General features: G+C 62.7%; 16 protein-coding genes, 1 tRNA gene and 1 pseudogene. 9 read left to right on the forward strand and 9 right to left on the reverse strand.

Annotation, left to right across the window (positions count from 1 at the left end; translation table 11 throughout):
• Window positions 1-10: 10 nt before the first annotated feature.
• Together IB238_RS20690 and IB238_RS20695 are read right to left on the reverse strand one after the other, a co-directional pair.
• A complete protein-coding gene (locus tag IB238_RS20690; RefSeq protein WP_192251562.1) occupies window positions 11-1,144 on the reverse strand; it encodes an ABC transporter ATP-binding protein in 1,134 nt (377 codons plus the stop codon).
• A complete protein-coding gene (locus tag IB238_RS20695; protein WP_192251565.1) occupies window positions 1,144-2,997 on the reverse strand; it encodes an iron ABC transporter permease in 1,854 nt (617 codons plus the stop codon). Before IB238_RS20695 ends, IB238_RS20690 begins: the two co-directional genes overlap by 1 nt.
• A gap of 603 nt (window positions 2,998-3,600) precedes the next feature.
• Between IB238_RS20695 and IB238_RS20700 the strand changes: the two genes are divergently transcribed.
• Window positions 3,601-4,587: a LacI family DNA-binding transcriptional regulator gene (locus IB238_RS20700; RefSeq protein ID WP_192251568.1), complete on the forward strand. Its 987-nt coding sequence runs from the start codon at window positions 3,601-3,603 to the stop codon at window positions 4,585-4,587.
• Window positions 4,588-4,604: 17 nt separating this feature from the next.
• Here the strand turns inward: IB238_RS20700 and IB238_RS20705 are convergent, their stop codons facing one another.
• The 4 genes from IB238_RS20705 to selD form a co-directional block, all read right to left on the reverse strand.
• Window positions 4,605-6,323, reverse strand: coding sequence for a metallophosphoesterase (locus IB238_RS20705; RefSeq protein WP_192252433.1), 1,719 nt, complete (start codon window positions 6,321-6,323; stop codon window positions 4,605-4,607).
• Window positions 6,320-6,931, reverse strand: coding sequence for a dual specificity protein phosphatase (locus IB238_RS20710; protein WP_192251571.1), 612 nt, complete (start codon window positions 6,929-6,931; stop codon window positions 6,320-6,322). The genes IB238_RS20705 and IB238_RS20710 overlap by 4 nt, the downstream gene beginning before the upstream one ends.
• Before the next feature lie 123 nt (window positions 6,932-7,054).
• Entirely contained in the window at window positions 7,055-7,894 is an 840-nt protein-coding gene (locus IB238_RS20715) for an inositol monophosphatase (RefSeq protein WP_192251574.1), read from the reverse strand.
• Between the two features lie 210 nt (window positions 7,895-8,104).
• On the reverse strand, window positions 8,105-9,157 hold the full coding sequence (gene selD / locus IB238_RS20720; protein WP_192251576.1) for a selenide, water dikinase SelD: 1,053 nt from the start codon (window positions 9,155-9,157) through the stop codon (window positions 8,105-8,107).
• A 298-nt stretch (window positions 9,158-9,455) separates the two neighbouring features.
• On the opposite strand from selD, the gene fdnG reads away from it, so the two are divergent.
• The 8 genes and pseudogenes from fdnG to IB238_RS20760 all read left to right on the forward strand — a co-directional run bounded on the left by fdnG (window position 9,456) and on the right by IB238_RS20760 (window position 19,475).
• Window positions 9,456-12,542 carry a formate dehydrogenase-N subunit alpha gene (gene fdnG, locus IB238_RS20725; protein WP_192251578.1) on the forward strand — a complete coding sequence of 1,029 codons (3,087 nt, stop codon included), beginning with the start codon at window positions 9,456-9,458 and terminating at the stop codon, window positions 12,540-12,542.
• Between the two features lie 12 nt (window positions 12,543-12,554).
• Complete coding sequence (gene fdxH, locus IB238_RS20730) at window positions 12,555-13,496, forward strand: formate dehydrogenase subunit beta (protein ID WP_192251580.1); 942 nt, start codon at window positions 12,555-12,557, stop codon at window positions 13,494-13,496.
• Window positions 13,493-14,197, forward strand: coding sequence for a formate dehydrogenase subunit gamma (locus IB238_RS20735; protein ID WP_192251582.1), 705 nt, complete (start codon window positions 13,493-13,495; stop codon window positions 14,195-14,197). The genes fdxH and IB238_RS20735 overlap by 4 nt, the downstream gene beginning before the upstream one ends.
• A 104-nt stretch (window positions 14,198-14,301) precedes the next feature.
• Entirely contained in the window at window positions 14,302-15,210 is a 909-nt protein-coding gene (fdhE, locus tag IB238_RS20740) for a formate dehydrogenase accessory protein FdhE (protein ID WP_192251583.1), read from the forward strand.
• 8 nt (window positions 15,211-15,218) lie between these two features.
• Window positions 15,219-16,667, forward strand: a complete 1,449-nt coding sequence (gene selA / locus IB238_RS20745) for an L-seryl-tRNA(Sec) selenium transferase (protein ID WP_192251585.1) — start codon at window positions 15,219-15,221, stop codon at window positions 16,665-16,667.
• A complete protein-coding gene (locus IB238_RS20750; protein ID WP_192252436.1) occupies window positions 16,654-17,433 on the forward strand; it encodes a tetratricopeptide repeat protein in 780 nt (259 codons plus the stop codon). Before selA ends, IB238_RS20750 begins: the two co-directional genes overlap by 14 nt.
• Window positions 17,430-19,265 (forward strand): annotated as a pseudogene (selB, locus tag IB238_RS20755) (selenocysteine-specific translation elongation factor); the annotation flags it as partial. The gene IB238_RS20750 and the pseudogene selB, both read left to right, overlap by 4 nt.
• A 114-nt stretch (window positions 19,266-19,379) precedes the next feature.
• Window positions 19,380-19,475, forward strand: a tRNA-Sec gene (locus IB238_RS20760).
• Between the two features lie 44 nt (window positions 19,476-19,519).
• On the opposite strand, the gene IB238_RS20765 is transcribed toward IB238_RS20760, so the two are convergent.
• From IB238_RS20765 to IB238_RS20775, 3 genes are all read right to left on the reverse strand, one after another.
• Window positions 19,520-20,905: a coniferyl aldehyde dehydrogenase gene (locus IB238_RS20765; protein ID WP_192251587.1), complete on the reverse strand. Its 1,386-nt coding sequence runs from the start codon at window positions 20,903-20,905 to the stop codon at window positions 19,520-19,522.
• Between the two features lie 159 nt (window positions 20,906-21,064).
• Entirely contained in the window at window positions 21,065-22,345 is a 1,281-nt protein-coding gene (locus IB238_RS20770) for an alanine racemase (protein WP_192251589.1), read from the reverse strand.
• Window positions 22,338-23,816, reverse strand: a complete 1,479-nt coding sequence (locus tag IB238_RS20775; RefSeq protein WP_348648276.1) for a D-arabinono-1,4-lactone oxidase — start codon at window positions 23,814-23,816, stop codon at window positions 22,338-22,340. The genes IB238_RS20770 and IB238_RS20775 overlap by 8 nt, the downstream gene beginning before the upstream one ends.
• Window positions 23,817-23,867 lie beyond the last annotated feature (51 nt).

A 23,867-nucleotide genomic window follows, 5' to 3' on the forward strand; every position in this document is an offset into this window, starting at 1 on the left:
TGGTACGCGTTCAGTTGTAGGTGGGGCTCCGCAGCAGGGTATCTGCGTGATCGATCCGCTGGCCTGCGGGATCGAAGACGTGCAGGGCCTCCGGCGGCGCGAAGAAGAAGACGCGGGCGCAGTTGTCGACGCGCGGCAATGCATGCGTCGTCAAAAACAGCGTGTGGTTCTCGCTCCTCAATTCGAGAATCCAACTGCCGCCGGTCGGCAGCACACCCGTCACTTTCATCTCGCCGAAAAAGCTACCCTGCGGCACGTCTTCCAGCTTCGTTGTGTAGCCGATCGCCTCGGGCCGGATGCCGACAGAGCCAATGCCGCGCAGTTGTGGAAACCGTGCCGCCAGATAGGCCTCGGCCTTGTCCGCCACGTCGGAGGTTCCCGGCTTGCCGAAGGTCATAATATTGATCGGCGGGCTACCGACGAACTCGGCGACGAAACGGTTGGCGGGATGGTCGTAGATGTCGTTGGGTGTCCCCATCTGCTGCAGTGTGCCCTCGTTCATGACGGCGATGGTGGTCGCAAGCGTCATCGCCTCCCACTGGTCGTGGGTGACGAAGACGATGGTCGTCTTGAACTCCTTGTGCAGCCGCTTCAGTTCCGCCCGCATTTCGAGACGCAGCCGCGCGTCGAGGTTGGAGAGCGGCTCATCGAGCAGAAGCACGCCCGGATTGACGGCCAGCATGCGGGCCAACGCCACTCGCTGCTGCTGCCCGCCCGAAAGTTGCGAGGGGTAGCGATCGCGATATTTCGCGATGTCGAGTGCCTGCATGACACGCTCGACGCGCGCCTCACGCTCCGCCTTCGGCAGCTTGCGTAAGCGGAGGCCGAAGTCGGTGTTCCTCTCAATCGTCAGGTGGGGCCAGAGCGCGTAGCTCTGAAACACCAGCCCCATCTCCCGCTTTTCCGGCGGCACGAAGACACCGTCCATGATGGAGTCCACCACCCGTTCGCCGATGCGGATCTCGCCGCCCGACAGGTTCTCCAGGCCGGCGATCATGCGCAATGTCGTGGTCTTGCCGCAGCCGGATGGCCCCAGAAGGCACATGAATTCCCCGTCGCGGATCTCGAGGTCGAGGTCGGAAACAGCGTTGGCGGAATTCACGCCATAGTTCTTCTGCGCGCCGCGCAGGTTGATCGTGGGCATCAGCTTCCAAGTCCTTCTGCAAGATTTGTCCGGGTCAGCTTCTGGGCCAGCAGGGTGCCGAGGTAGGCGATTGCGGCGATGATCAGCACGACGGCGTTCGCCGCCTGGGTGTAGTGGTAGTCGACGAGCCGCAGCGAATAGGTCGTCAGTACGTCTGTGCTCGGTACTGCGAGGATGACGAAGAGGCTGAGCCCCTTGATCCCCGAGATGAACGGCAGCAGCACGCCGGTCACGAGCGATCCCTTTTGGATCGGGATGACGATCGAGATCATGCGGCGGAACCAGCCGGCGCCGGCGATCTGCGCGGCTTCCTCCGGATCCTTGCCGAGCTGTGTCATGGCGGAGATGCCGGCGCGCGAGGCATAGGGCATCTGGTCGGCGATCAGCGCGAGTACGAGGATGGTGACGGTGCCGTAGAGCGCCGGCATCGGACCACGGGGAACCGCGAACAGCGACAGATAGGCGGCGGCGAAGGCGATCCCCGGGACCAGATAGGGCAGGAACGTCACCTGGCGCAGGTAGACCGACAGCGCACGGACCGGCGTGCGGATCACGACATAACCGACCAGCAGCCCGAAGATGCCCGAGGTCAGTGACGCCAGCCCGACGATCATCAGCGTGTTCTTCGCCGCCGCCCACAGATCGGGGCTGAGAAGGATGCCGGTCTGCAGCGCAACCGTGTTGAGGTCGGTGCCGATCCAGTAGTCGAGGGTGAAGTTGTCGAGCGTGAACTGCGCCGGCATCTTCATGATCGTCGACAGGAACAGGGTGAGCAATGGCAGGCCGACGCTCAGCACGAAGATCGTCGCGGCGAAGCCAGTCGCAAGAAGGCGCATGCTGCCAAGCCGGCTCTGCCTGTTCATCGAGCCCTTCGAGCCGATGGTGACGAAGCGCCGGGCCTCACGCACCAGCCTGGCGTCGATCATCAGTGTGACGATGCCAATCAGCATGATCGAGGCTGCGACAACGCCTGCGACGCCCGTCTGTCGCGACGCGATGCTGCGAAAGAGCGAGGTTGAAAGCACCTCGAACTTGACCGGCAGGCCGAGCACATAGGGCACGCCGAATTCGCCGAGACACTTCGCGAAGATCAAGACCATCGACGATAGCAGCGCCGGACGCATTAGCGGCATGATGATCTGCAGCGCGACCTGATAGCGCTTCGCGCCGAGAATACGGGCGGAGTCCTCAAGCTGCGAGTCGAATCGGCGTAGCGCCGAGCCGAACAGCAAGATCACGAAAGGCGTGTAATGCAAGGCGAGTATAATCGTGATCGGGAAGCGGCCGTAGGCGACCCAATCCGGCGGCGTCAGCCCCATCGCCTCGAACCAGCCCGGCTGGCCGCCGACCGTTCGGTTCTTGAAAAGCGTGGTCCAGGCAAGCGCAAAGGTCCAGGCGGGCAGCATGTACGGGACGATCAGGGCGGTGGCGAACCACCGGCGTCCGAACATGTCCGTCCGGCTGATGAGCCAGGCAAGCACCGTTCCGATCAGCAGCGACAGCAAGATGGCGCCGAAGGCAACAGTTAGCGTATTGAAAAGCGGCTGCCAGAACAGGTCCGCCGACACCGGCGAAAAGAACGCCCGGTCGAGATAGTAGAGCGTCAGTTCGCCGACGTCCTTGTTCAGGCGCCGCTCGTGCCCGAATTGCACGCGAACGGCATCGAGCACGATCGAGATGATCGGCACAACGATCAGGTAGGTGAAGAGGAGCGCCGTGAACACCCCAATGAGGGTCGTCGGCTCGCGCATGGCCACCTTGAGCCGGTAGCGCCAGACCTGCCAGGCCGATGGCGTCGCGGCTGCTTTCGCCGCAACCGCCATAGCCTTCGCCGATTCACTTAGAAGAGCCATCATACCTCCCCATGGCCACTTTCATGTGCGACCTCCCGCCTTTACGGGGGCAGTGCGATACAGCCTCCTTCGAGGCCGCCTCTGCCTGACCGCGGTCGAGCTCGCGCTGGTCGCCTTCTTGCAGAGCAACGGGCGCCATCATCGGATCTCCCCGCGATTTGCTGCCCGGCGCCGTCGCGGCGCATCAGTCTCGCCCCACCTTCCGAGGAACAGTCGCACCGTATGCTCGATAAATTGGAATAAAAATTCCATTTCCTCCTTGCCGATGGAACATATGATCGATTCAGAATGGGAATTTGTCAACAATAAAATGCACACGCGATCACAACAAGATGTTATTGTTTTTCCTGCATTTTTTGTAACGGTTTCGCGTGCATTTTTTGATCGCGACGCCAACGCATGCCAGGGCAAAATGGAATGACCCTCGTGGCAGTGTGGATGTGGATGCTGCAAGTGTGCCTGCAGGTTGCGACTCAATGGACAGGATCAAGCGGCAGTCGCAGCGTTATCAGCAGCCGACCATTTTGCTGCCCGCAAATTTCATTGGAAATCAGCGCGGTTTATGGCCAGTGATAGTGGCAAGCTGATTCCTCAGGAGGATCGATGGCAAGGGGATTTGTAACGGCCGAGGAAGTTGCAAAGCGCGCGGGCGTTTCGCGTTCAGCTGTCTCGCGCACCTTCACCCCCGGCGGCAGCGTATCGAAAGTCGTGAGACGAAAGGTCTTGAAGGCCGCGCGCGAACTTGGTTACCGGGTCAATCGTCTGGCGCAGGGGCTGAACAGCGACCGCTCCAACTTGATCGGCGTTGTCGGCGCCAATCTCAGTTCACCCTTCATCTCCAAGCAGCTCGACCTGTTGAGCATCGGACTGCTGCGCCGGGGGCTGCAGTGCCTCCTGCTGAATGCTGCGGACGCACGTCAGGACATCGCGCCGCTGATCGAGCTACTCTTCGAGTTCCGAGCCCAAGCAATCGTTGTGCTTTCCGGCGAGCCGCCGGCATCAATCGTGGACGAGTGCATCGCCAACGGAGTTCGCCTCGTCCTCATGCACCAGCGACTGGATCGCACCGACATGAACATGGTGCTCAGTGACGATTCACACGGGGCCGATCTGGCTGCCATGCGGCTGATCGAAGCGAAATGCCGCAAGGTCGCTGTCGTCATGAGCGGCAGCCAGACACCGGCCCAGGTCCGCCGGGCAACTGCATTCACGCAGAAAATGCAGGCGGAAAGGATCGAAGTGGTTCCGTGGTGTGGTGGCCCGACGAGTTATGATAGCGGCCTTCGGGCGGGACGCGAACTTCTGGCTGACAAGGCAATCGACGGCGCCTTCTGTGTCACCGACCTTCTGGCGCTCGGTTTTCTCGACGCTGCCCGCCTCGAAATGGGCCGCCGCGTGCCGCAGGACATTTCCATCATCGGCTTCGACGACATTCCGCAAGCCGGCTGGAAGGGCTACGAGCTGACGACCATTGCCCAGTCCTTCGACGCGCTGGCCGATAAGGTACTTTCTGCCCTCGAGAGCGATGAGCCTGAGACCAGGTTGCAGGTGGTGCCGGTCGCCCTGGTGGAACGGAAAACTGTGCGCTGACCGGCGGGCGGGCGAATTCACGCCACTGCGTCTTCCCGTACCAGGTTCGACATGACCGTCAGTTGCGCAGCACCCCTTTCCGCGCGATCAAGGAACAACCCGAGCGCTTCGAGGAAAATGGCGAGAAAGCCCTGGAGCGAGTCGGCCTGCGCGGCACTTGGCTTCCGCCCGAACTCCCTTGCAAGGAACCGGTAAAGCCCAAGTCGGCGCTCTCCAATGTGGGGCAAGGACAGTGAACCGCCCTGCCTCAGGCAGTACCAGTCGGCAATCAGCTGGAGCAGCGGAAACCCGCGAAGCTCCTCGATGTCAACCGGGGCAGCCTGCGCAAGCACCTGCAATGTTGTGACAACCCCCTGCTCGCCGGACAGGAGGATACACATCTCTCCGACCGTCAGATCGGACACCTGCTCGGCGATCGCAACCGGCCATTCCTTGGGGAAATAGCGGTGCTGAACCAGCGCCAGTGTGTGCCAGCGCAGGAAGGCGCCATAGTCAGCAGCCCGGAACGCGGGATCCGGCTTCGCACGCAGAGCCGCAGTCTCCAGACCATAGCCTTCAGAGAGGGCAACGTTGACCGGCAGGTCGGACAACTCGACCGTTTCGACCCCGATTTGGTCATGGGCGGGATGCACGATTTTGAACGCCGGCGGAAAGGCGACCAGCGATGGAACAGCAACATTGGTCAGAGGACGACTGTCCCTGCCCCGGCGCGTCACACCCTCCACATGGAGATGCCCGCTGAAATGAAGGGACAGTCCGACTGCGACAAGCGCCTCTTCCACCTCTGCCTTCGGCGTACGTTTGGCAACGTTCGTTTCGCCGAAAAGCACCCGCTCAGCACCGGTTGTGCCATCGAACGGATCGAGCGCCGGGTAGTGCGAAAAGGCGAGCAGTGTTTTGGCGAGTTTGCGGGCACGCCTGCTGATATCGGCAATCCAGGTGAGGATGAAGGGCTTGCATCGCAGCATGGCGTTCCAGCCGCCCGCGGTGCTGTCGATGAAGGCAGCCTCCTCGGCCCGTACATACTCGCCATCGCGCGGCTCGAACACGTTGGCATCGATCATCAGCAACCAGAGACCCGGCTCCGGCTCGACCAGGTAGGAGGCATCCATCAGCCGGTAGCGGTTCCGGCCATCCGGCGAGGCGACCTCGTATTGGCGGTCTTCGACCGCATCGGAGGCCCCGAACGGCGTTTCCCAGTGGAGATACTCCGGCCGACGGAAATATCCGAAGTCTGCCATCGGATCGAGCCCGACCGGATAGCCTTCACAATACATGCGCTCGCTGACAACGGTGCCGGGACCCGCCTTGCGGGGATCGCTCGTCACCAGGACGCCCTCGCCGCCTTCGGCGAGAAACTGCTTGGTGTGGTGGCGGCCGCGCGGCCCGAAGATATCGTGGTTGCCTGGCAGCGCGTAGAAGGCCATGCCGAATTCGTCGGCATGGTGCCGGAGTATGCCCGTCAAAGTCTCGGTCGTGGCGCGCTGGCCATCGTCTGTGTAGTCACCGAGCAGCACCACATGGCGGATGCCCCGGCGGCGCACATTATCCAGCGCCGCCATAAGCGCATCCGCGCTTTCATTGAAGACACGCGTGGACTCGCGAGTGTCCGCCCAGCTGCGCATCGTCAGCCTTCGGCCATCCACCGTGATCCCCGGAAAGCCGAAATCCGCATCAAGGTCATGGAAATGGGCGTCGGCAATGACCGCGACCGCCGGCAGCGTGCGCGTCATCAGAGGGTTCCCTGCCTGCGTCCCTCGACCAGGTCGATCCAGTCCGAAGCTCGCCTTGCCGCTTCGTAGAGCATCGGCTTGGGCGTCTCGAACCATTCGTCCGGGCGCAGTTCACGGCGCTCTCGAATGACAGCGAGCGCGTCGTCAAGCGTCGGATAGAGGTGCGGCTGCTGCTTGTGCAGGAACAGCGCCACCAGCGAGACGGAGCGGCTTCGGCCGCCCCGGCAATTGACGAGCACATTGCCGCCGTCTTGGAAAGGATAGGTGGCCCGCTTCGGCATCGACTGGCGGAGCGCTCCGTCCAGGATGTAGTAGGCACCAAGCATCATCGTGTCCGGGCTACCCTCGCCATCGATCATGCCCAGCTTGTAATAGCGGATGTCGGCAAAACCGTCAGCGCACAGGTCGCCATCGGTTGCTGATGATGGCGAGCGGACAAAGTTGATGTCGAGATTGACGGCGCAGTTGACGACGGTGGTGATGCCATGGCGGCGCAACAACCCAAGATCACGCGCCCCGTCGCTGCCGCCGATATAGAGTGTGGCTCGATGCGGCCCGAGCCCCTCGGCGATCAGGCTGATTGCTGGGCGGGCGTAGACCGGCGCATCCATTTCGTCTCCTTCTCGCGGCCAACGCCGCACCAATTTCCGAACCGCGTTGTGTCATATCCGAGCGGTTTAAATCTACTTCCGGACCGTCCGAGCTCAGGCCCCCATCCCGACGATCCGCCAAAATCAAGCCGGCGCTTTCTGCCTGTCCAGGCTGTGTGTGAACCCGGCAAGCGGTATCTTGGATGCTTGGCTCGCGCCAGCCGCCACGCCCGGCGCCACCGCAAGAACCGGACCCCCATCCTGCAGGCTGCCGATTTCCAGAAACGGGCAGACCAGTCCGCCGGCCTCGCTGACCAGCAAAAAACCAGCCAGGCAGTCCCAGGAGTTCATGTGAAGTTCGATGTAACCGTCGGACCGGCCGTCTGCGACATAGGCGAGCGCGAGAGCACCGGATCCGGCACGCCGCACGTTGGCGCCCATGCCCAGCAGCGCTTCGACGACGCCGAGATACACTGCATTCGGAACGCGCGTGGACCACCCCATTTCAAGCGACGCGGCATCAAAGCGATCCGTTTGCGCGACGCGTATCGGCGCGCCGTTGAGCGTCGCGCCCTGACCTCTCCGGGCGAAGTAGAGCTCGTCCAGCGCAGGATTGTAGATCGCGCCGATCTCGGTCCGGCCGCCTTCGACATAAGCGATCGAAATGCAGAAGTGCGGGATACCACGGGCGAAATTTGCGGTGCCGTCAATCGGATCCACGACCCAGACGCGCTCGCTGATGGCGCCCCCACTTTCTTCGCCGAAGAAACTGTCGCCGGGAAAATGTTCTGCAAGCTTCTCGCGAATGTGGGACTCCGAGGCGGCGTCCGAGAGCGTCAGGAAATCCTGCGGTCCCTTCATCGAAAAGGCCCGCGTCGTCTCGCCACGGAACCCTTGCAACACCAACTCGCCGGCTGATCGAATGACCTCGCGACAGAGCGCGGCACGACTGTCGAGATCATCTGCATATTTTGAAAGTCCCACGGGGCGTACTCATCGCAGAAAATTGCACACGTGACCAGCATTTGCACGCGCGTTCATTTCGTTCAAGTCCTGCCGCGCGTTTTTCTGCATCGTGCGAGGAGCTTAGCTGGTGAGGTCACCGGTTGAAAGGCACGCAGAGCTTTTGCGTCGCCCGTCCGGGGCAGGAGATACGCAATGACCGAGGCTCTCGAGAGACGGCACCGTATCTCACTAGGCGAGGACGGTCAGTCCGCCGCCTGCCGGATCAACCGTTCCAATAATCGCCGCGCGCCCATATCCTGCTGTCTGTATGGTTCGCTGCAATCCGTCCACACGGCGATGATCACAGGCAACCAGCAGTCCGCCCGACGTCTGTGGATCGGTCAGCAACTGCCGCTTCCACGGCGGAAGATCGGTCGGCAAATCGACCTCGGCGCCATAGCTTGCCCAATTGCGATTGGACGCACCGGTGACGAACCCCTGTTCGGCGAGGGCCTCCGCCTCCCGGAGGAATGGAAGAGCGGCATAGCGCAGCGTCATGCCGACACCCGAGCCGCGCGCCATTTCCAGGCCATGACCAAGGATGCCGAAGCCGGTGACATCGGTGATGGCGTGAACTGCCGGGTCCTTGCCCAACTCCGCCCCGATCCGGTTCAACAAGGTCACCGAACCCATCAACTCGCTGTAAGCCTCGGAGCCGAGCTTCTGTTTCTTGAAGGCAGCGGAGTAGACGCCGACACCCAAAGGCTTTGTCAAGATGAGCGCATCGCCCGGCCTGGCACCGCTATTTTTTCGCAAATTCGCAGGCTTGCAGGTGCCGATCACCGCAAGGCCATAGATTGGTTCCGGAGCGTCGATGGAGTGGCCACCGGCCACCGGAATGCCGGCCTCAGCGCAAATGCTCGCACCGCCTTTGAGAATGGCGCGGATCATGTCGGCGGGGACCTTGTCCACGGGCATGCCGAGGATCGCCAGCGCCATGATCGGCGTTCCACCCATGGCATAGATATCGGAAATGGCATTGGTGGCGGCAATCCGGCCAAAATCGAACGGATCGTCCACCATCGGCATGAAGAAATCCGTCGTGGCGATTACACAGTTATCATCGTCGAGCTGCCATACCGCGGCGTCATCGCCGGTCTCCGTGCCGACGAGCAGTTGCTTGAACGGCAGCACAGCCGGCTGGTCCGCGAGCAATTCTTGCAGCACCGAGGGAGCAAGCTTGCAACCGCACCCGCCCCCATGGGCAAGTGTGCTCAGACGGATCGGCGAACTGGTGTCCATGACAGCCTCCGGAAGCGGTCAGTCGGTATGGTCAGGTAGGCCGCAGGCATCGAACGGCGCCCCATAACCCGAGAACAGGCAGCGAAGTTCACCGCCTCAATCTGGGTCGTTTGGGCCGCCACGTCAATGCGCGGCCGTCCGCTCCATAGCGTCATGACGACACGTCACTCTTCCGACGCGCATAGCGATGTTGACAGGCCTTGGTTATTGCGGTGAAGTGCTGATACGTACCGAGTTATGTGATTGCCTGGACTTGCCTAAATGCCGCTCGCGGCAGCATCAGCGGAGGTGTCATGCAATGAACGTGGAACTCTCTCGCCGGCAGTTTCTCGGCGGGGTCGGGGCGACAGCAGCCGCGACGGCGATGGGTTCATTCGGCTTTGGCGCAGTGGAAAGCGCCTATGCCGCAGCGATCCGTCCCTTCAAGCTGACCAACACGACCGAAACCCGAAACACCTGTCCCTATTGCTCGGTCGCCTGTGGCGTCATCCTCTATTCCAAGGGTGACGTGAAGAAGGGCGAGAAAGCCGAACTCATCCATATCGAAGGCGACACGGATCATCCGACCAACCGCGGCACGCTCTGCCCCAAGGGCGCGGCGCTCAAGGACTTCGTCAAGGCGCAGACCCGGCTCCAATACCCGATGGTGCGCAAGCCCGGCTCCGACAAATTCGAGCAGATCTCCTGGGAAGACGCGCTCGACCGGATCGCCCGGCACCTGAAGGACGATCGCGACGCGAATTTCATCGCGAAGAACGACGCCGGCGTCACGGTGAACCGCTGGACCTCCACCGGTTTTCTGGCAGCTTCCGCCACCACCAACGAAACGGCATTTCTCACCTACAAGGTGGTGCGCAGCACAGGGATAGTTGCATTCGATAACCAGGCACGCGTCTGACACGGCCCGACGGTGGCGAGTCTCGCCCCAACATTTGGCCGCGGAGCAATGACCAACTCCTGGACCGACATCAAGAACACCGATCTTGTCGTCGTCATGGGCGGCAATGCGGCGGAAGCCCATCCTTGCGGTTTCAAATGGGTGACGGAGGCCAAGGCCAATCGTGGCGCGCGGCTGATCGTAGTCGATCCGCGCTTTACCCGCACAGCCTCGGTCGCCGATTTCTACGCCCCGATCCGGCAAGGTTCGGACATCGCCTTCCTGCTTGGCGTGATCAAGTACTGCATCGATAACGACAAGGTGCAGTGGGAGTACGTCAAGGCGTTCACCAATGCGAGCTACATCGTCAAGGACGGGTTCGACTACAAGGACGGCTTGTTCACCGGCTATGACGAGGCGCGACGCGACTACGACCGCTCGAGCTGGGACTATGTCATCGGCGAAGACGGCTTTGCGACGGTAGACGACACGCTGCAGCATCCGCGTTGCGTCTGGAACCTTTTGAAGAAGCATGTTTCCGTCTTCACCCCGGAAATGGTCGAGCGCATCTGCGGCACGCCGAAGGAGAAATTCCTGAAGGTGGCCGAGATGATCTCGGAGTGCTCGTCACCGACCAAGACGATGACGTCGATGTATGCGCTCGGCTGGACGCAGCATTCGAAGGGGTCGCAGAACATCCGCTGCATGGCGATGCTGCAATTGATCCTCGGCAATATCGGCGTGCGCGGCGGCGGCATGAACGCCTTGCGCGGCCACTCCAACATCCAGGGTCTGACCGACGTCGGGCTGATGTCGAACCTGTTGCCGGGCTACATGAACATCCCGACCGAAAAGGAGGTCGACCTCGAGACCTACATGTCGACGCGGGCCTACAAACCGCTTCGACCGAACCAGACAAGCTACTGGCAGAACTACAAAAAATTCTTCGTTAGCTTCCAGAAGGCGATGTGGGGGCCGGCGGCGACGCCGGAAAACAGCTTCGCCTATGACTGGCTGCCCAAGCTCGACGTGCCGAACTACGACATGCTGCGCATCTTCGACATGATGAACGCGGGCAAGGTCAACGGCTATGTCTGCCAGGGGTTCAATCCGCTGTTGGCGGCGCCGAACCGCCAGAAGATGACGGATGCCCTGTCGAAGCTGAAGTTCCTTGTGACGATGGATCCGCTGGAAACGGAGACCTCGCGCTTTTGGGAGAACCACGGCGCCTACAACGACGTCGACACTACCTCGATCCAGACCGAGGTGTTCCAGCTTCCGTCCACCTGCTTTGCCGAGGACGAGGGCTCGCTCACCAATTCCGGCCGCTGGCTGCAATGGCACTGGCCGGGGGCGACGCCTCCGGGCGAGGCGAAGACCGACAACTGGATCATGGGGCAGCTCTACATCAGGCTCAGGGACCTTTATCGCAAGGAGGGCGGCGCCTTTCCCGATGCGATCCTCAATCTCCAATGGGAATATGAGGATGAGGGCGAGCCGCGCGCCGACGAACTGGCCAAAGAACTGAACGGCCGGGCGCTGACGACGCTGATGGATCCGACCGACCCGACCAAGGTCGTGCTGGAGGCCGGCAAGCAGGTGCCGGGCTTTGCGGTGCTGCGCGACGACGGCTCGACGGCCAGCGGCTGCTGGATCTATGCCGGCTGCTTCACGGAAGCCGGCAACAACATGGCCCGCCGCGACAACCACGACCCGGACGAGGCTGGCATCTATCAGAACTGGGCTTGGGCCTGGCCGGTCAACCGCCGCATCCTCTACAACCGTGCCTCGGCCGATCTCAACGGCAAGGCCTGGGATCCAAGCCGCAAACTCATCGAGTGGAATGGCGAGAAATGGAGCGGCTACGACGTTCCCGACATCGCACCGACCGCCAAGCCGGGCGAGGTCGGACCGTTTATCATGAACGCGGAAGGCGTCTCGCGCCTGTTCTCGCGCGGGATGATGCGCGACGGGCCGTTCCCGGCGCACTACGAGCCGTTCGAATCGCCGGTCGCCAACGTGATCGCGCCGAACGTTCGCGGCAATCCGGTGGCCCGCGTCTTCGACGACGACTTCAAGCAGTTCGCCGAGACGGCATCGGAGGAGTTCCCCTATGCCGCGACCTCGTATCGCCTGACCGAGCATTTCCACTACTGGACCAAGCACGTCACCGTGAATGCGGTGCTGCAGCCGGAGTTCTTCGTGGAAATCTCGGAGGAACTGGCAGGCGAAAAGGGCATCGCCAAGGGCGACTGGGTGCGCGTCTGGTCGAAGCGCGGCGAAGTCAGGGCGAAGGCGGTGGTGACCAAGCGCATCAAGCCGCTCATCTGCGACGGCAAGACGATCCATGTGGTCGGCATACCCTTGCATTGGGGCTTCACGGGTGCAGCCCGAAAGGGGTTTGGGCCGAATTCGCTCACCCCGGTCGTTGGCGACGCCAACATCGAGACACCGGAGTTCAAGGCGTTCCTCGTCAACATCGAGCGCAGCACGGCGCCGGTGGCGTAAGGAGGGAAAGTGATGTTTGCACCCGTTCCCAACCCCGACACCGCGCCGCAGCAACCGCGCTTCGGCGAGAAGGACCTGATGCGGCGGTCGGCATCGACGGTGACGCCGCCCGCCCAACGCCAGACCGAAGTCGCCAAGCTGATCGACGTCACGAAATGCATCGGCTGCAAGGCGTGCCAGGCGGCCTGCGCCGAATGGAACGACACGCATGAGGAGGTCGGCATCAATGTCGGCGTCTATGACAACCCGCTCGACCTGACGCCGGACACCTTCACGCTGATGCGGTTCACCGAATGGGACAACCCGGAAACCGGCAATCTCGAATGGCTGATCCGCAAGGACGGCTGCATGCACTGCGAGGACCCGGGCTGCCTCAAGGCCTGCCCCGCCCCGGGCGCCATCGTGCAATACTCCAACGGCATCGTCGACTTCGTCCACGAGAACTGCATCGGCTGCGGCTATTGCGTCAAGGGCTGCCCGTTCAACATCCCGCGCATCTCCGAGGTCACCCACACCGCCTACAAGTGCACGCTCTGTTCCGACCGCATCGCCGTCGGCCAGGGGCCGGCCTGCGCCAAGGCCTGTCCGACGCAAGCCATCGTCTATGGCACGAAGGACGAAATGAAGCAGTGGGCCGAGGGACGCATCGAGGACCTGAAGTCGCGCGGCTTTGCCAACGCCGGCCTCTACGATCCGCCGGGCGTCGGCGGCACGCATGTCATGTATGTGCTGCACCACGCCGACAAACCGGAAATCTATGCCGGCCTGCCCAGGGATCCGCATATCAGCCGGGTGGTCGAAGTCTGGAAAGGTGCTACGAAATACGCGGGCATGGCGGCTATGGGCTTTGTCGCCGCAGCCGGCCTGCTGCACTACCTGTTCCGCGGTCCGAACGTCGTGACCGAGAATGACGAGGAGCAGGCCGAACGGCTCACGGGAGATGGACGCTCATGAGCAAAGAGGAATACGACGTCGAGCGCGGCGACAGCATCGAACCCGGCCGGCCGGTAAAGGTGCACCGCTATTCGGGCGGAGCGCGCGTCAATCACTGGATCACCGCCACCAGCCTGGTGCTTTTGGCCCTCTCCGGCATGGCGATGTTCCATCCTGCGCTGTTTTTCCTCTCCGGCCTGTTCGGCGGCGGGCAATGGGCCCGTACCATCCATCCCTGGATCGGCGTCGTCCTCTTCTTCAGCTTCCTCGGACTGTTCCTGCGCTTCTGGAGCGCCAACCTGTGGCAGCGCGTCGATAGCCAGTGGCTGGCGCAAGCCAATGACGTCCTTGCTGGCCACGAGGAGAAGCTGCCGGAGGTTGGCAAATATAATGCCGGCCAGAAGGTCGTCTTCTGGTCGATGTCGCTCCTGATCATCGTGCTGATCGCGTCGGGAATGATCATCTGGCAACAGTATTTTGGCGTCTACACCACCATCGAGCAGCAACGCTGGGCGTTGTTGATCCATTCGATTGCCGCCGTTATCGCGATCTGCGTCTGGATCGTGCACGTCTACGCCGCCATCTGGGTGCGCGGCACGATCAGCGCCATGACGCGCGGCACCGTTACCGGCGGCTGGGCCTGGCGCCATCATCGAAAATGGCTGCGCGAATTGGTTTCGCGGCAGAAGCACAAGCCGACGGGATCGACACCCGCTGAATGACGCCGGTGGGAAACCACCGGCTCTTCCCGGAGGGCAAATTTCCGGGCATGATACAGAATGTCGATGCAATTCCACGTGGCCCGTCGGGTTCGTGAGGGAGTGATATGACAGGCAAGACAGAGCTGACGCCCGACCCGACGGTGATTGGTGACGTTTCCTCCCCGCCCTTCGTGCGATTGCCTGAACCTTCCACGCTTTTTACCGGTCGTGCGGCACGACTGCGCCAACTTGCCGAATTAAGCCCTCTCAAGTCCTTTCTCGTCTTCGTTGCGGCGCTGACCGATGCGCAAGGCCTTGTCGAGTTGGAGTTGCCCCCGGCCCAAGCGCCCGATCCGGACGCGATAAACCGCGCTCGCGAATTCGGCATGCCTCTCATCGACCGTCACAAGGCGGCGAGCGACGGTGGTCTCGAACGCATCTTCGACCGGCTTTTCGCCGAGGTCGCGCAGATCGAAATGCCGCAGGATGCAGCGACGGCGCTCGCGAAAACGGCCAATGCGGGCCGGCCGGAGCGTCTCGCGATGGTCGACGCGATCTTCACCGGCGCGCTGCCCCCGGATGCGATCGCGGAGCACATCTATGTCTGGGCCGGGCTCCAGCTTCACTTTTCCCATCTGGCGTCGGTGCTGGATCCGAAGACTGCGCGGCCGGTTGCCGACGGCCTGTGCCCCATCTGCGGAAGTCTGCCTTCCGCCTCCATGGTTGTCGGCTGGCCCGGTGCACGGTTCTGCGCCTGTTCGCTGTGTAATTCGATGTGGCATTATGTGCGCATCAAATGCACCTGCTGCGGCTCTACCAAGGGCATCGGCTACAAGGAGGTCGAGGGCGGAGACGGCGTGGTCAAGGCGGAGACCTGCGACGAATGCCAAAGCTGGACGAAGATCATCTATCAGCAGAAATCTAGCGGTGCCGAGCCCATCGCCGACGACGTCGGCAGCCTCGGCATCGACCTTCTGATGCGCGCGCAGCCTTATCACCGCGGCGGTTTTTCACCGCTTCTTGCCGGATTGTGAGAACTGCCATGGAGCAGAGAAACACCGAGCGTGGCGACATCCAGGCGGCACTGCGCCGACTTCCCTCCGTCGACCTGGTGCTGCAGTCGGCGCAGGCTTGCGAGCCGATGGCGCGGTTCGGCCGCGCCGCCATGATCGATGCGGCGCGTCAAGCTCTTGCGACGCTGCGGGAGGCGGTGAAGGCTGGAGCGCCGCCCTTATCAGCAAATGCAGTGGCCGAGCGGGCGGTGGCTCTGCTCGAAACGGCCGCGCGCTCCACCCTCTCCCCTCTTTTCAATCTCACCGGCACGGTGCTTCACACCAATCTCGGGCGGGCGGCGCTGGCGGAAGCGGCGATCGAAGCCGCTTCAATAGTCATGCGCGAAGCGGTGGCGTTGGAATTTGACCTTGCGACAGGCAAGCGCGGCGAGCGCGACGTTCATCTGCGCGACCTCGTCTGTGAGTTGACCGGTGCCGAAGACGCGACCATCGTCAACAACAATGCCGCCGCCGTTCTCCTTGTGCTGAACAGCCTCGCCCTTGGCAAGGACGCGATCGTCTCGCGCGGCGAGTTGATCGAGATCGGCGGGGCCTTTCGCATGCCCGACATCATGACCCGCGCCGGCGCCCGGCTGGTCGAGGTCGGAACCACCAACCGCACCCACCCACGCGACTATGCCGACGCAATCAACGACCAAACCGGGTTGGTGCTGAAGGTCCATACCTCCAATTACCGGATCGAAGGCTTTACCCGCGAGGTCGACGCGGCGGAACTGGCAGTGATTGCGAAGGAAAAAGGCGTCCCGCTCGTCAACGACCTCGGGTCCGGCACGCTGACGGATCTGACCGCCTTCGGGCTGTCGCATGAGCCGACTGTGCGCGAGGCGGTGGCCGAGGGCGCCGACATCGTCACTTTTTCCGGCGACAAACTGCTGGGTGGACCGCAGGGGGGCTTTATCGTCGGGCGCCGCGACCTGCTCGCTCGGATCAACAAGAACCCGATGAAGCGGGCACTACGGGTGGACAAGATCAGGCTTGCCGCCCTCGAGGCGACGCTGAAGCTCTACCGCGACCCGGAGCGGCTTGCCGAGCGCCTGCCGACGATGCGCTTCCTGTCGCGAAAAACGGACGAGATAAGAGCGCTGGCCGAAAGGCTAAGTGCTGCGATCAGGCCGATGCTGGGGCCGGATTTCGACGTCGGCGCTGTCCACTGCCAAAGCCAGATCGGTTCGGGCGCGCTGCCGCTTTCGACCATCGCCAGCGCGGGTCTGACGATTGCGCCGAAGGATGGCAGCGGCTCGGCGCTAGCAAGCCTGGCGGCCGCGCTGCGACGGCTCCCGATGCCGGTGATTGGCCGGGTCGAGCGCGGTGCGCTCATCCTCGATCTGCGCTGTCTGGAGGACGAGGAGCGATTCATCGCCAATCTCTCCAGCCTTTCCGCGGAAATGGGCAGGCCTGCCGATGATGCGGATCGCTGATCTCTTCACCCGCAAGCCGAAGACGGACACGGTCGCCGACGCGCTGCAGCGTGCTCTCGACGCCGCCAAGGCCGGCGACTACGCGACCGCTCTTTCCATCTGGGAGCCGCTCGCGCGCGAGGGGCACCCGCGGGCGCAGAACAATATCGGCGCCTGCTTTGCCGGCGGGCTCGGAGTTGAGCGCGACGCGGAACTCGCCCGGCGTTGGCTTGCACTGTCGGCCGGGGCCGGCGATCCGTCCGGCCAGCGCAACCTCGCCTCGCTTCTTTTCAACGGCCAGGGGGGTGAACCGGACCATGCTGAAGCCGCACGTCTCTACCGGCTTGCCGCGGAGCAGGGCGACGGGCAGGCACAGGACATGCTGAGCTGGATGCTGCTGGAGGGTGAAGCCATCCCCCCCGATCCGGTCGAGGCGCGGCATTGGGCAATGAAGGCAGCCGACGGCGGTGTGCCGGCAGCTATGACCCGGCTCGGCATGATCCACCACAATGCGCTCGGCGTTCCGCGCGACCCACAAGAGGCGGTACACTGGTGGCGGAAGGGCGCCGAGGGGGGCGATGCCGATGGCCAGGCCATGCTGGGCGCAGCCCTGCATCTCGGCACCGGAGCCGAACGCGATCCACTCTCGGCTTACGTCTGGCTGCTGCGCGCGGGAAAGGGCGGGAGCAAGCTCGCCGCCCCTTTCATCGCAACTGCGCGTGACGCGCTCACCGATGATGAGCGGCGCACCGCTGAGGCGGAGGCCGAAAGGGCCGATCCGCCATGATCGTCGGAACGGCAGGCCATATCGATCACGGCAAGACCTCTCTGGTGAAGGCGCTGACGCAGGTCGACACCGATCGCCTCAAGGAGGAGAAAGCGCGCGGCATCTCGATCGATCTCGGCTTCGCCTATCTGCCGCTGCCAGACAATCCGGATATCATCCTCGGCTTCGTCGACGTTCCCGGACACGAGAAGTTCATCCACACGATGCTGGCCGGTGCGGCCAGCATCGACTTCGTCATGCTGGTGGTCGCGGCCGACGACGGCGTGATGCCGCAGACGCGCGAGCATCTGGCGATCATCGATCTTCTCGGCGTGTCTCAGGGCGTGGCCGTGATCACCAAAACCGATCTCGCGTCGCCAGCGCGGATCGCCAAGGTCGAAGCCGACATCCGCGCCGAGCTCAGCGCCACGACGCTGGCCGCGATCCCCATCATGCCGGTCTCGACCCTTACCGGCGCGGGCGTGCCGCAATTGCAGGCAGCGCTCGCGCTAGCGGCGCGCGGCTTCGAGCATCGCCATGCCGTCGGACGTTTCCGCCTCGCTGTCGATCGCTCCTTCACCATTCAGGGCATCGGCACCGTGGTCACCGGCTCGGCGCTGTCGGGCAGTGTCAGGGTCGGCGATCAGCTTATCGTCAGCCCGTCGGGCACTGCGGCGCGCGTCCGTTCACTGCACGCCCAGAACCGCGAAAGCGAAGTCGGCCAGGCCGGCGATCGCTGTGCCCTCAATCTTACCGGCGACGGTGTATCGAAAGAGGCGATCGGCCGCGGCGACATGGTAGTCGCTTCCAGCCTCCATTCGCCGGCCGACCGCATCGATGCGACACTGCGGCTGCTTGCATCGGAGCGAAAGCCGCTTGGCCAGTGGTTTCCGGCGCGCCTGCACCACGCTTCGACCGAAGTCGGCGCCCGGATTGTATTGTTGGGCGACGAGGATCGGCCCGGCGCCGAAGACCGTGTTCAGCTGGTGCTGGACCGCCCCATCGCTGCGGCCGCCGGCGACCGCTACGTTATCCGCGATGTCTCCGCCCGGCGCACCATCGGCGGCGGGCGGTTTCTCGACCTTCGCGCCCCGCAACGCAAACGGCGAAGTGAGCAACGCTTGGCCCAGCTCGCCGCCCACGCGCTCGCCGACCCCGTTGCTACGGCAAAGGCGCTGCTGGCAATCGAGCCGTACCACCTGGACGCGCCGGCTTTCCTGCGCGACCGCGCCCTGCCCGAAGACGTCGCCGCCTTCGCGCGGGATCTCGATGCCGTCATGCTTCCGCATGGCGCATCGACGCTCCTGATGCTGCCGCCCCAATGGCAGTCCTTCCGCGCCGCGCTTCTGGAGCGGCTCGCGCTGTTCCATGCCGACCATCCCGACCTTGCCGGCTTGGGGCTGGAGCGCTTGCGGCAATCGCTCCAGCCGCGGCTACCCGCCTCAGCGTTCCGCGCCGCGATAAACCGCATGATCGCCGAAGGGCTGGTCGCGCTCGACGGCGCCTGGTTGCGACTTCGCGGTCACGAGGCGACGATGAGCGATGCGGACGAGGCGCTCTGGCAGCGAATGGCGCCGCTCATCAGCGGCGAGGCGCGATTTCGGCCGCTGCGCGTCCGCGATATCGCCGGCGCGCTGGCCCACCGGGAAGCCGATATCCGTCACCTTCTGAAGTTGGCGAGCCGCATGGGCCGGGCGCACGAGGTGGCGCAGGACCGGTTCTTCCTGCGGGGGACGATCGCGGAGATGGTCGGCATCCTCGTCGCGATGGACGCCAACCTCGAAAGCGGGTGGTTCACTGCCGCTTGCTTCCGAGACCACGTCAACAGCGGGCGAAAGGTGGCGATCCATATCCTCGAGTTCTTCGATCGCAACAGCGTCACCATTCGGCGCGGCGACAGGCGCCGGCTAAACCGCCAGAAGCTGGACTTGTTCGGCGATCTGACGCAGGCTGACACAACGAGCAGTGGAAGAGAGTCGTCCCTGGTGGGGCGTCCGGACTTCAAATCCGGGAGGGGCCGTTAGACGGTCTTTGGTGGGTTCGACTCCCATTCTCTTCCGCCAAACCTCCAGACTATCTGGTCACAGGCTACCCTTTGCCGGACTTATCAATTGCGCATCATGAAGCGTTGAAGCCATGCGGCCAACTTGCCGTAAGGGGGCATGGCGAGCCTTGATGGGTTAAAGAGGCGCACTTCAGCAATGCCCCTGGCGTGCGAGAAACGTCGGAATCCGTCTTTGCCATGATACGCCCCGATCCCGCTTGGGCCGATCCCGCCAAACGGCAGGTCGTTCTGGGCTATGTGAAGCAAGGTGCCGTTGATCGTGACATTGCCGGAATGGGTCTGCGCCAGCAGTTTGCGCGTAAGCGACGATTGTTTCGAGAATATGTAAAGGGCCAACGGACGTGGACGCTCGTTGATGAAGGCTATTGCAGCATCGATGTCGTCGTACGGCACAAGCGGCAGGACGGGACCGAAGATCTCTTCCTGCATGAGCAGGCAGCCGACGGGTGGATCAAGAACAATCGTCGGCGCTACGCGATGACCATTTCCTGCCAGGACGCTTTCATGGCTGAGCACTGTGCACCCGGAAACGCGACATTCCTCGACAGCATCGACCATCCGCGTGAAATTTCGCGCTCCGACGAGGCTCGTATAGTCCGCCTGGCCGCTCCCAACCGGGTAGAACGACTTTGCTTGCGAGAGAATGGCCTCCGCGATATCCCGCAGCCTGTCGCGGGGAGCCAGGACGTAGTCCGGCGCGATGCAGGTCTGCCCGGCATTCATCAGCTTGCCAAAGGCAATATCGCGGGCGGCCGTCTCGATCGGATAGTCCGGCGTGAACACGACCGGCGACTTGCCGCCAAGCTCGAGGGTCAGAGGTGTCAGGTTCCTCGCCGCCGCCGCCATGACCTTCCTGCCAACTGCCGTCGACCCGGTGAAAACGAGATGGTCGAAAGGCAGAGATGAGAATGCTTCTGCCACATCGACACCGCCGTTGACCACGGCGACTTCATCCGCCTTGAAGAACTCAGCGATGCTTTGCTCAAGGAGGTCCGCGGTCTCCGGCAGAAGTTCGGAGGGCTTGATCATGGCTCGGTTGCCGGCGGCCAGCACGTCGATCAAAGGGCCGAATGTCAGCATCAAGGGATAGTTCCACGGCACCAGGATGCCGACGACGCCGAGCGGCTGATACTCCACGCGGTTCTTCATCTGGAGGAATTCCAATGAACTGCCGCGGCGTTCGGGCCGCATCCAGCGGCGCAGATGGGAGCGAGTGTGCCGCAGCGCCGCCATGATGGGGGCCAGTTCCAGCAGGCTGGTCTCGTGCGGTGACCTCTGGCCGAAATCCCGGGATATGGCCTCGCAGAAGGCTTGCCCGTGCTTTTCGATCAGTTTGGCGATGCGATCCAACCGGTCGCGTCGAACCTGAAGCGTCGGGTAGCGTTCGGCGGCAAACGCGGCTTGCTGTCCGGATAGAAATCGTTCCATGGATTCCAGATTCAAATTCGACAATGGACTGCTCCGCCAGGTGAGTATGTTGACCAGTGAAAGCTCGCAAATGCGGATGCATGGAGAACACGGTTCTGCGAACTTTCATCCATCATGCGCATTTGCTACCCATCATTGCATGAATGCCCCGGGCTCCGATCAGGCTGATACCGGGAAGGTCGGCCAATAGCCGGTGATATTCGTGCCGTCGAACAGGGCAATATCGCCGAACTGCAGGAACACGGCTTCGCTCTGGTTTGGGCGGAAGAAGACAAAATCGTCTGGCTTGAGTGCAATTCGATCCGATCCGGTGAGGAGTTCCTGATTGCTTGAGCGGCCGTAGAGGCTGTTGAACTCCAGGCCCGGCGGCGATTCCGGGGTCGCCAGCCAGTGGCCGCCGTATATGAAGAACGCGCGCTTCGTGTTCGGATCGATGAAATTGAGCGGGCCCGACAGCCATTCGTTGCCCGGCAGATGCATTCGGTCCAGCGCCTTGACCACTGGCGTCGCGATAAACGCGGCCGGCACGTGCTGTGCGAGTTCCGGCAGATCAAAATCGGCCGGCTTGGCGAAGGCCGACCCCACCGACACCTCGTTTGCCACCGTATTCTGTGCGTGTCTCGTATAGGTCGGGCTGCCCGCGCCGTTGAGCGTCAGCGTCGCGAGATCGATGCCAAGCACTTCGCCCATCACACCAATTGCGGCGCGATATTTGTCCTGCGCCTGATCATAAGCGGCGTCGGGATCCAGCATCTTCGGCACGTGGGGATCGTAGCCCATCAGGCCGGTGACAGCGATTTCGGGACTTTGCTTCGCAAGGTCCAATCCCGCGGCAAGCGCCTCTGTCGTCGGGAAGCCCCCCCGATGAAGTCCGATATCGATCTCGAAGTTCGTCCGCAGCTTTATGCTCTTCCCGCGCGCGATCTCCGCATATTTTTGAAGCCGGTCGGGGGTGTCGACCAGCCATTGCACGCGTCCCGCAGCGGCGGGCCCGAGCGCGTCCAGGAGCTCGGCGACTTGAGCTGCTGGAAGCGGTTTTCCGAGCAACAGATCCGCCTCAGCACGCTGGGCCATGGTTGCAAGCATCGCACCATTGAAAACCATGAAGCGATTGGTCGCCATGCCGCGGGCGACATGCTCTATTAGCCCTTGCGCCGGGAGTGACTTCACCACGACTCTCAAAGGCAGCCGCTTCGGTGCAAGCGCTTGGCGTGTCGCCGCGAGGTTGTGATCCAACCGGTTCACATCGATCACCAGCACCGGACGAGCAATGCCGGCCTGCCTCAGCGCGTTTGAAAGTGCTAGGAAATATTGATCGTGCGTGCCGCCGCGATCTTCCTTGCGTGCCGCGAGCAGTGCTGTGCCGCCGACGACTGCAGCCCCGCCGCCGATGATGAGCGCCCGGCGGGTCCAGCGTCGTGTTCGTCTCTCATCAGCCATCAAGGAATACTCCCTTCAAGTAGTCGTTGAGCAGACGACCTTGCGGGTCGATGGTCTGCCTCACTTCACCCGCCTCTTTCCAGCGCGGGTAAAGCTGCGCCAAATCCGGCGCCTTCAGCGTGTGCATCTTGCCCCAATGCGGACGGCCTCCATGACGGCGGAAGATCGGCTCGACGATACTGAAGAAGAAATCATGATCTTCCTTGTAGTAGGCATGGACAGCGATCGATCCGCACTCGCGCTCATGAAAGGGTGACAGCCATGCATCGTCTGCCGCAATCACGCGCACCTCGATTGGAAAGAAAACATCCGGCCGATGGGTTTCTATTGCCGCCAGTACCTCACGAAGCGCTGGTACTTGCGCGTCGATCGGCAGGTGGTATTCGATTTCCTTGAATCTGACCGGGCGTTCGTTTGAGAGCAGTTTCCAGCCATCATCGACCACCTCCTCAGGCTCAATTTTCGACAATTCTCCTTCGGCGATGCGGCGGCGGAGAGCGGGTGTGAACTCGAATATGTCGCGCAGCTGCTTAAGCGCCATCAGCGTTTCAACATCTCGATCCGGGCCTCGCGGCTTGACGGGCAGATCAGTGACGTCGTGGGTGATTAGGGCGGCGTACCCCGTGAAAGGGAGCACATAAAATTCCGCGTTGCGGTGCTTTTGCCTGAGCGTTGGCCAGTCCTCGAGCATCTCTTCGATCAAGCGCGCCTCAACCCGCTTCAGCACACGGCTGATCGGCTGGTTCTGTAGCGTCACCTCGGTGACAACTCCGAATGCGCCGAGCCCGACGCGCGCGGCGTTAAAGATCTCGGCGTTGGTCGTTGCGTCACAGTCGAGCAACTCACCCGTTGGCGTCGCCAACCGAATCTTGATGACCGAGCCATGCATCGCCTGGATGCCGCGCCCGGTGCCATGCGTGCCGGTGGCAATTGCACCGGCGATCGATTGCTTGTTGATGTCGGGCAGGTTGACCATTTCCTGCCCGATCGCGGCAAGCGCCGGGCCGAGGTCGGCAAGCCGGGTACCGCCTCGCACCACCGCGCAATGGGTCGCCGGGTCATGGGAGACAATGCCTGACATGCCGTCAAGCGTCAGCAGCGTGCCTTCAGTCGGGACAAGTGCAGTGAAGGAATGGCCAGAACCGACTGGCCGGATCGGTCCCGGTGCAGTCTTGAGGATATGTACGAGCTCGTCTTCACTTTGGGGGGCAGCTCGTTGTACGGGATAGGAGTGCGCCGTCCCCGCCCAGTTACTCCACACGAAGTGGCCCTGCGCATTTTGCATTTCCGGCGCTAGCGGTTCGCGGTCAAGCCACATCCGGCGCCCGGCCAGCCCGCCTGCACCAAGCGCGCCCGCCCCAAGAATCCCACCGCCGATCAGGGCTGCGCGCCTCGAAATTCCAGCCATCATTCCCTCCCAGCCATAAAGCGGATCAGCGCTTGAAAGTCGTTTGGCGAGCAGGCAAAACATTGGCCTCCCGCCGGCATGCCATTGAATCCACTCACGATACTTCTGAGCAAT

Source organism: Rhizobium sp. ARZ01, assembly GCF_014851675.1.
Classification (GTDB): domain Bacteria; phylum Pseudomonadota; class Alphaproteobacteria; order Rhizobiales; family Rhizobiaceae; genus Mycoplana.

What these genes read in the sequence shown, in the direction of transcription:
- IB238_RS20765 (WP_192251587.1), bottom strand. Translation starts at nt 20,905, where the DNA reads ATGGAACGATTTCTATCCGGACAGCAAGCCGCGTTTGCCGCCGAACGC.
- IB238_RS20690 (WP_192251562.1), bottom strand. Translation starts at nt 1,144, where the DNA reads ATGCCCACGATCAACCTGCGCGGCGCGCAGAAGAACTATGGCGTGAAT.
- fdxH (WP_192251580.1), top strand. Translation starts at nt 12,555, where the DNA reads ATGTTTGCACCCGTTCCCAACCCCGACACCGCGCCGCAGCAACCGCGC.
- selD (WP_192251576.1), bottom strand. Translation starts at nt 9,157, where the DNA reads ATGGACACCAGTTCGCCGATCCGTCTGAGCACACTTGCCCATGGGGGC.
- IB238_RS20735 (WP_192251582.1), top strand. Translation starts at nt 13,493, where the DNA reads ATGAGCAAAGAGGAATACGACGTCGAGCGCGGCGACAGCATCGAACCC.
- IB238_RS20695 (WP_192251565.1), bottom strand. Translation starts at nt 2,997, where the DNA reads ATGGCTCTTCTAAGTGAATCGGCGAAGGCTATGGCGGTTGCGGCGAAA.
- selA (WP_192251585.1), top strand. Translation starts at nt 15,219, where the DNA reads ATGGAGCAGAGAAACACCGAGCGTGGCGACATCCAGGCGGCACTGCGC.
- IB238_RS20710 (WP_192251571.1), bottom strand. Translation starts at nt 6,931, where the DNA reads ATGGATGCGCCGGTCTACGCCCGCCCAGCAATCAGCCTGATCGCCGAG.
- IB238_RS20775 (WP_348648276.1), bottom strand. Translation starts at nt 23,816, where the DNA reads ATGTTTTGCCTGCTCGCCAAACGACTTTCAAGCGCTGATCCGCTTTAT.
- IB238_RS20750 (WP_192252436.1), top strand. Translation starts at nt 16,654, where the DNA reads ATGCGGATCGCTGATCTCTTCACCCGCAAGCCGAAGACGGACACGGTC.
- IB238_RS20770 (WP_192251589.1), bottom strand. Translation starts at nt 22,345, where the DNA reads ATGGCTGATGAGAGACGAACACGACGCTGGACCCGCCGGGCGCTCATC.
- IB238_RS20700 (WP_192251568.1), top strand. Translation starts at nt 3,601, where the DNA reads ATGGCAAGGGGATTTGTAACGGCCGAGGAAGTTGCAAAGCGCGCGGGC.
- fdhE (WP_192251583.1), top strand. Translation starts at nt 14,302, where the DNA reads ATGACAGGCAAGACAGAGCTGACGCCCGACCCGACGGTGATTGGTGAC.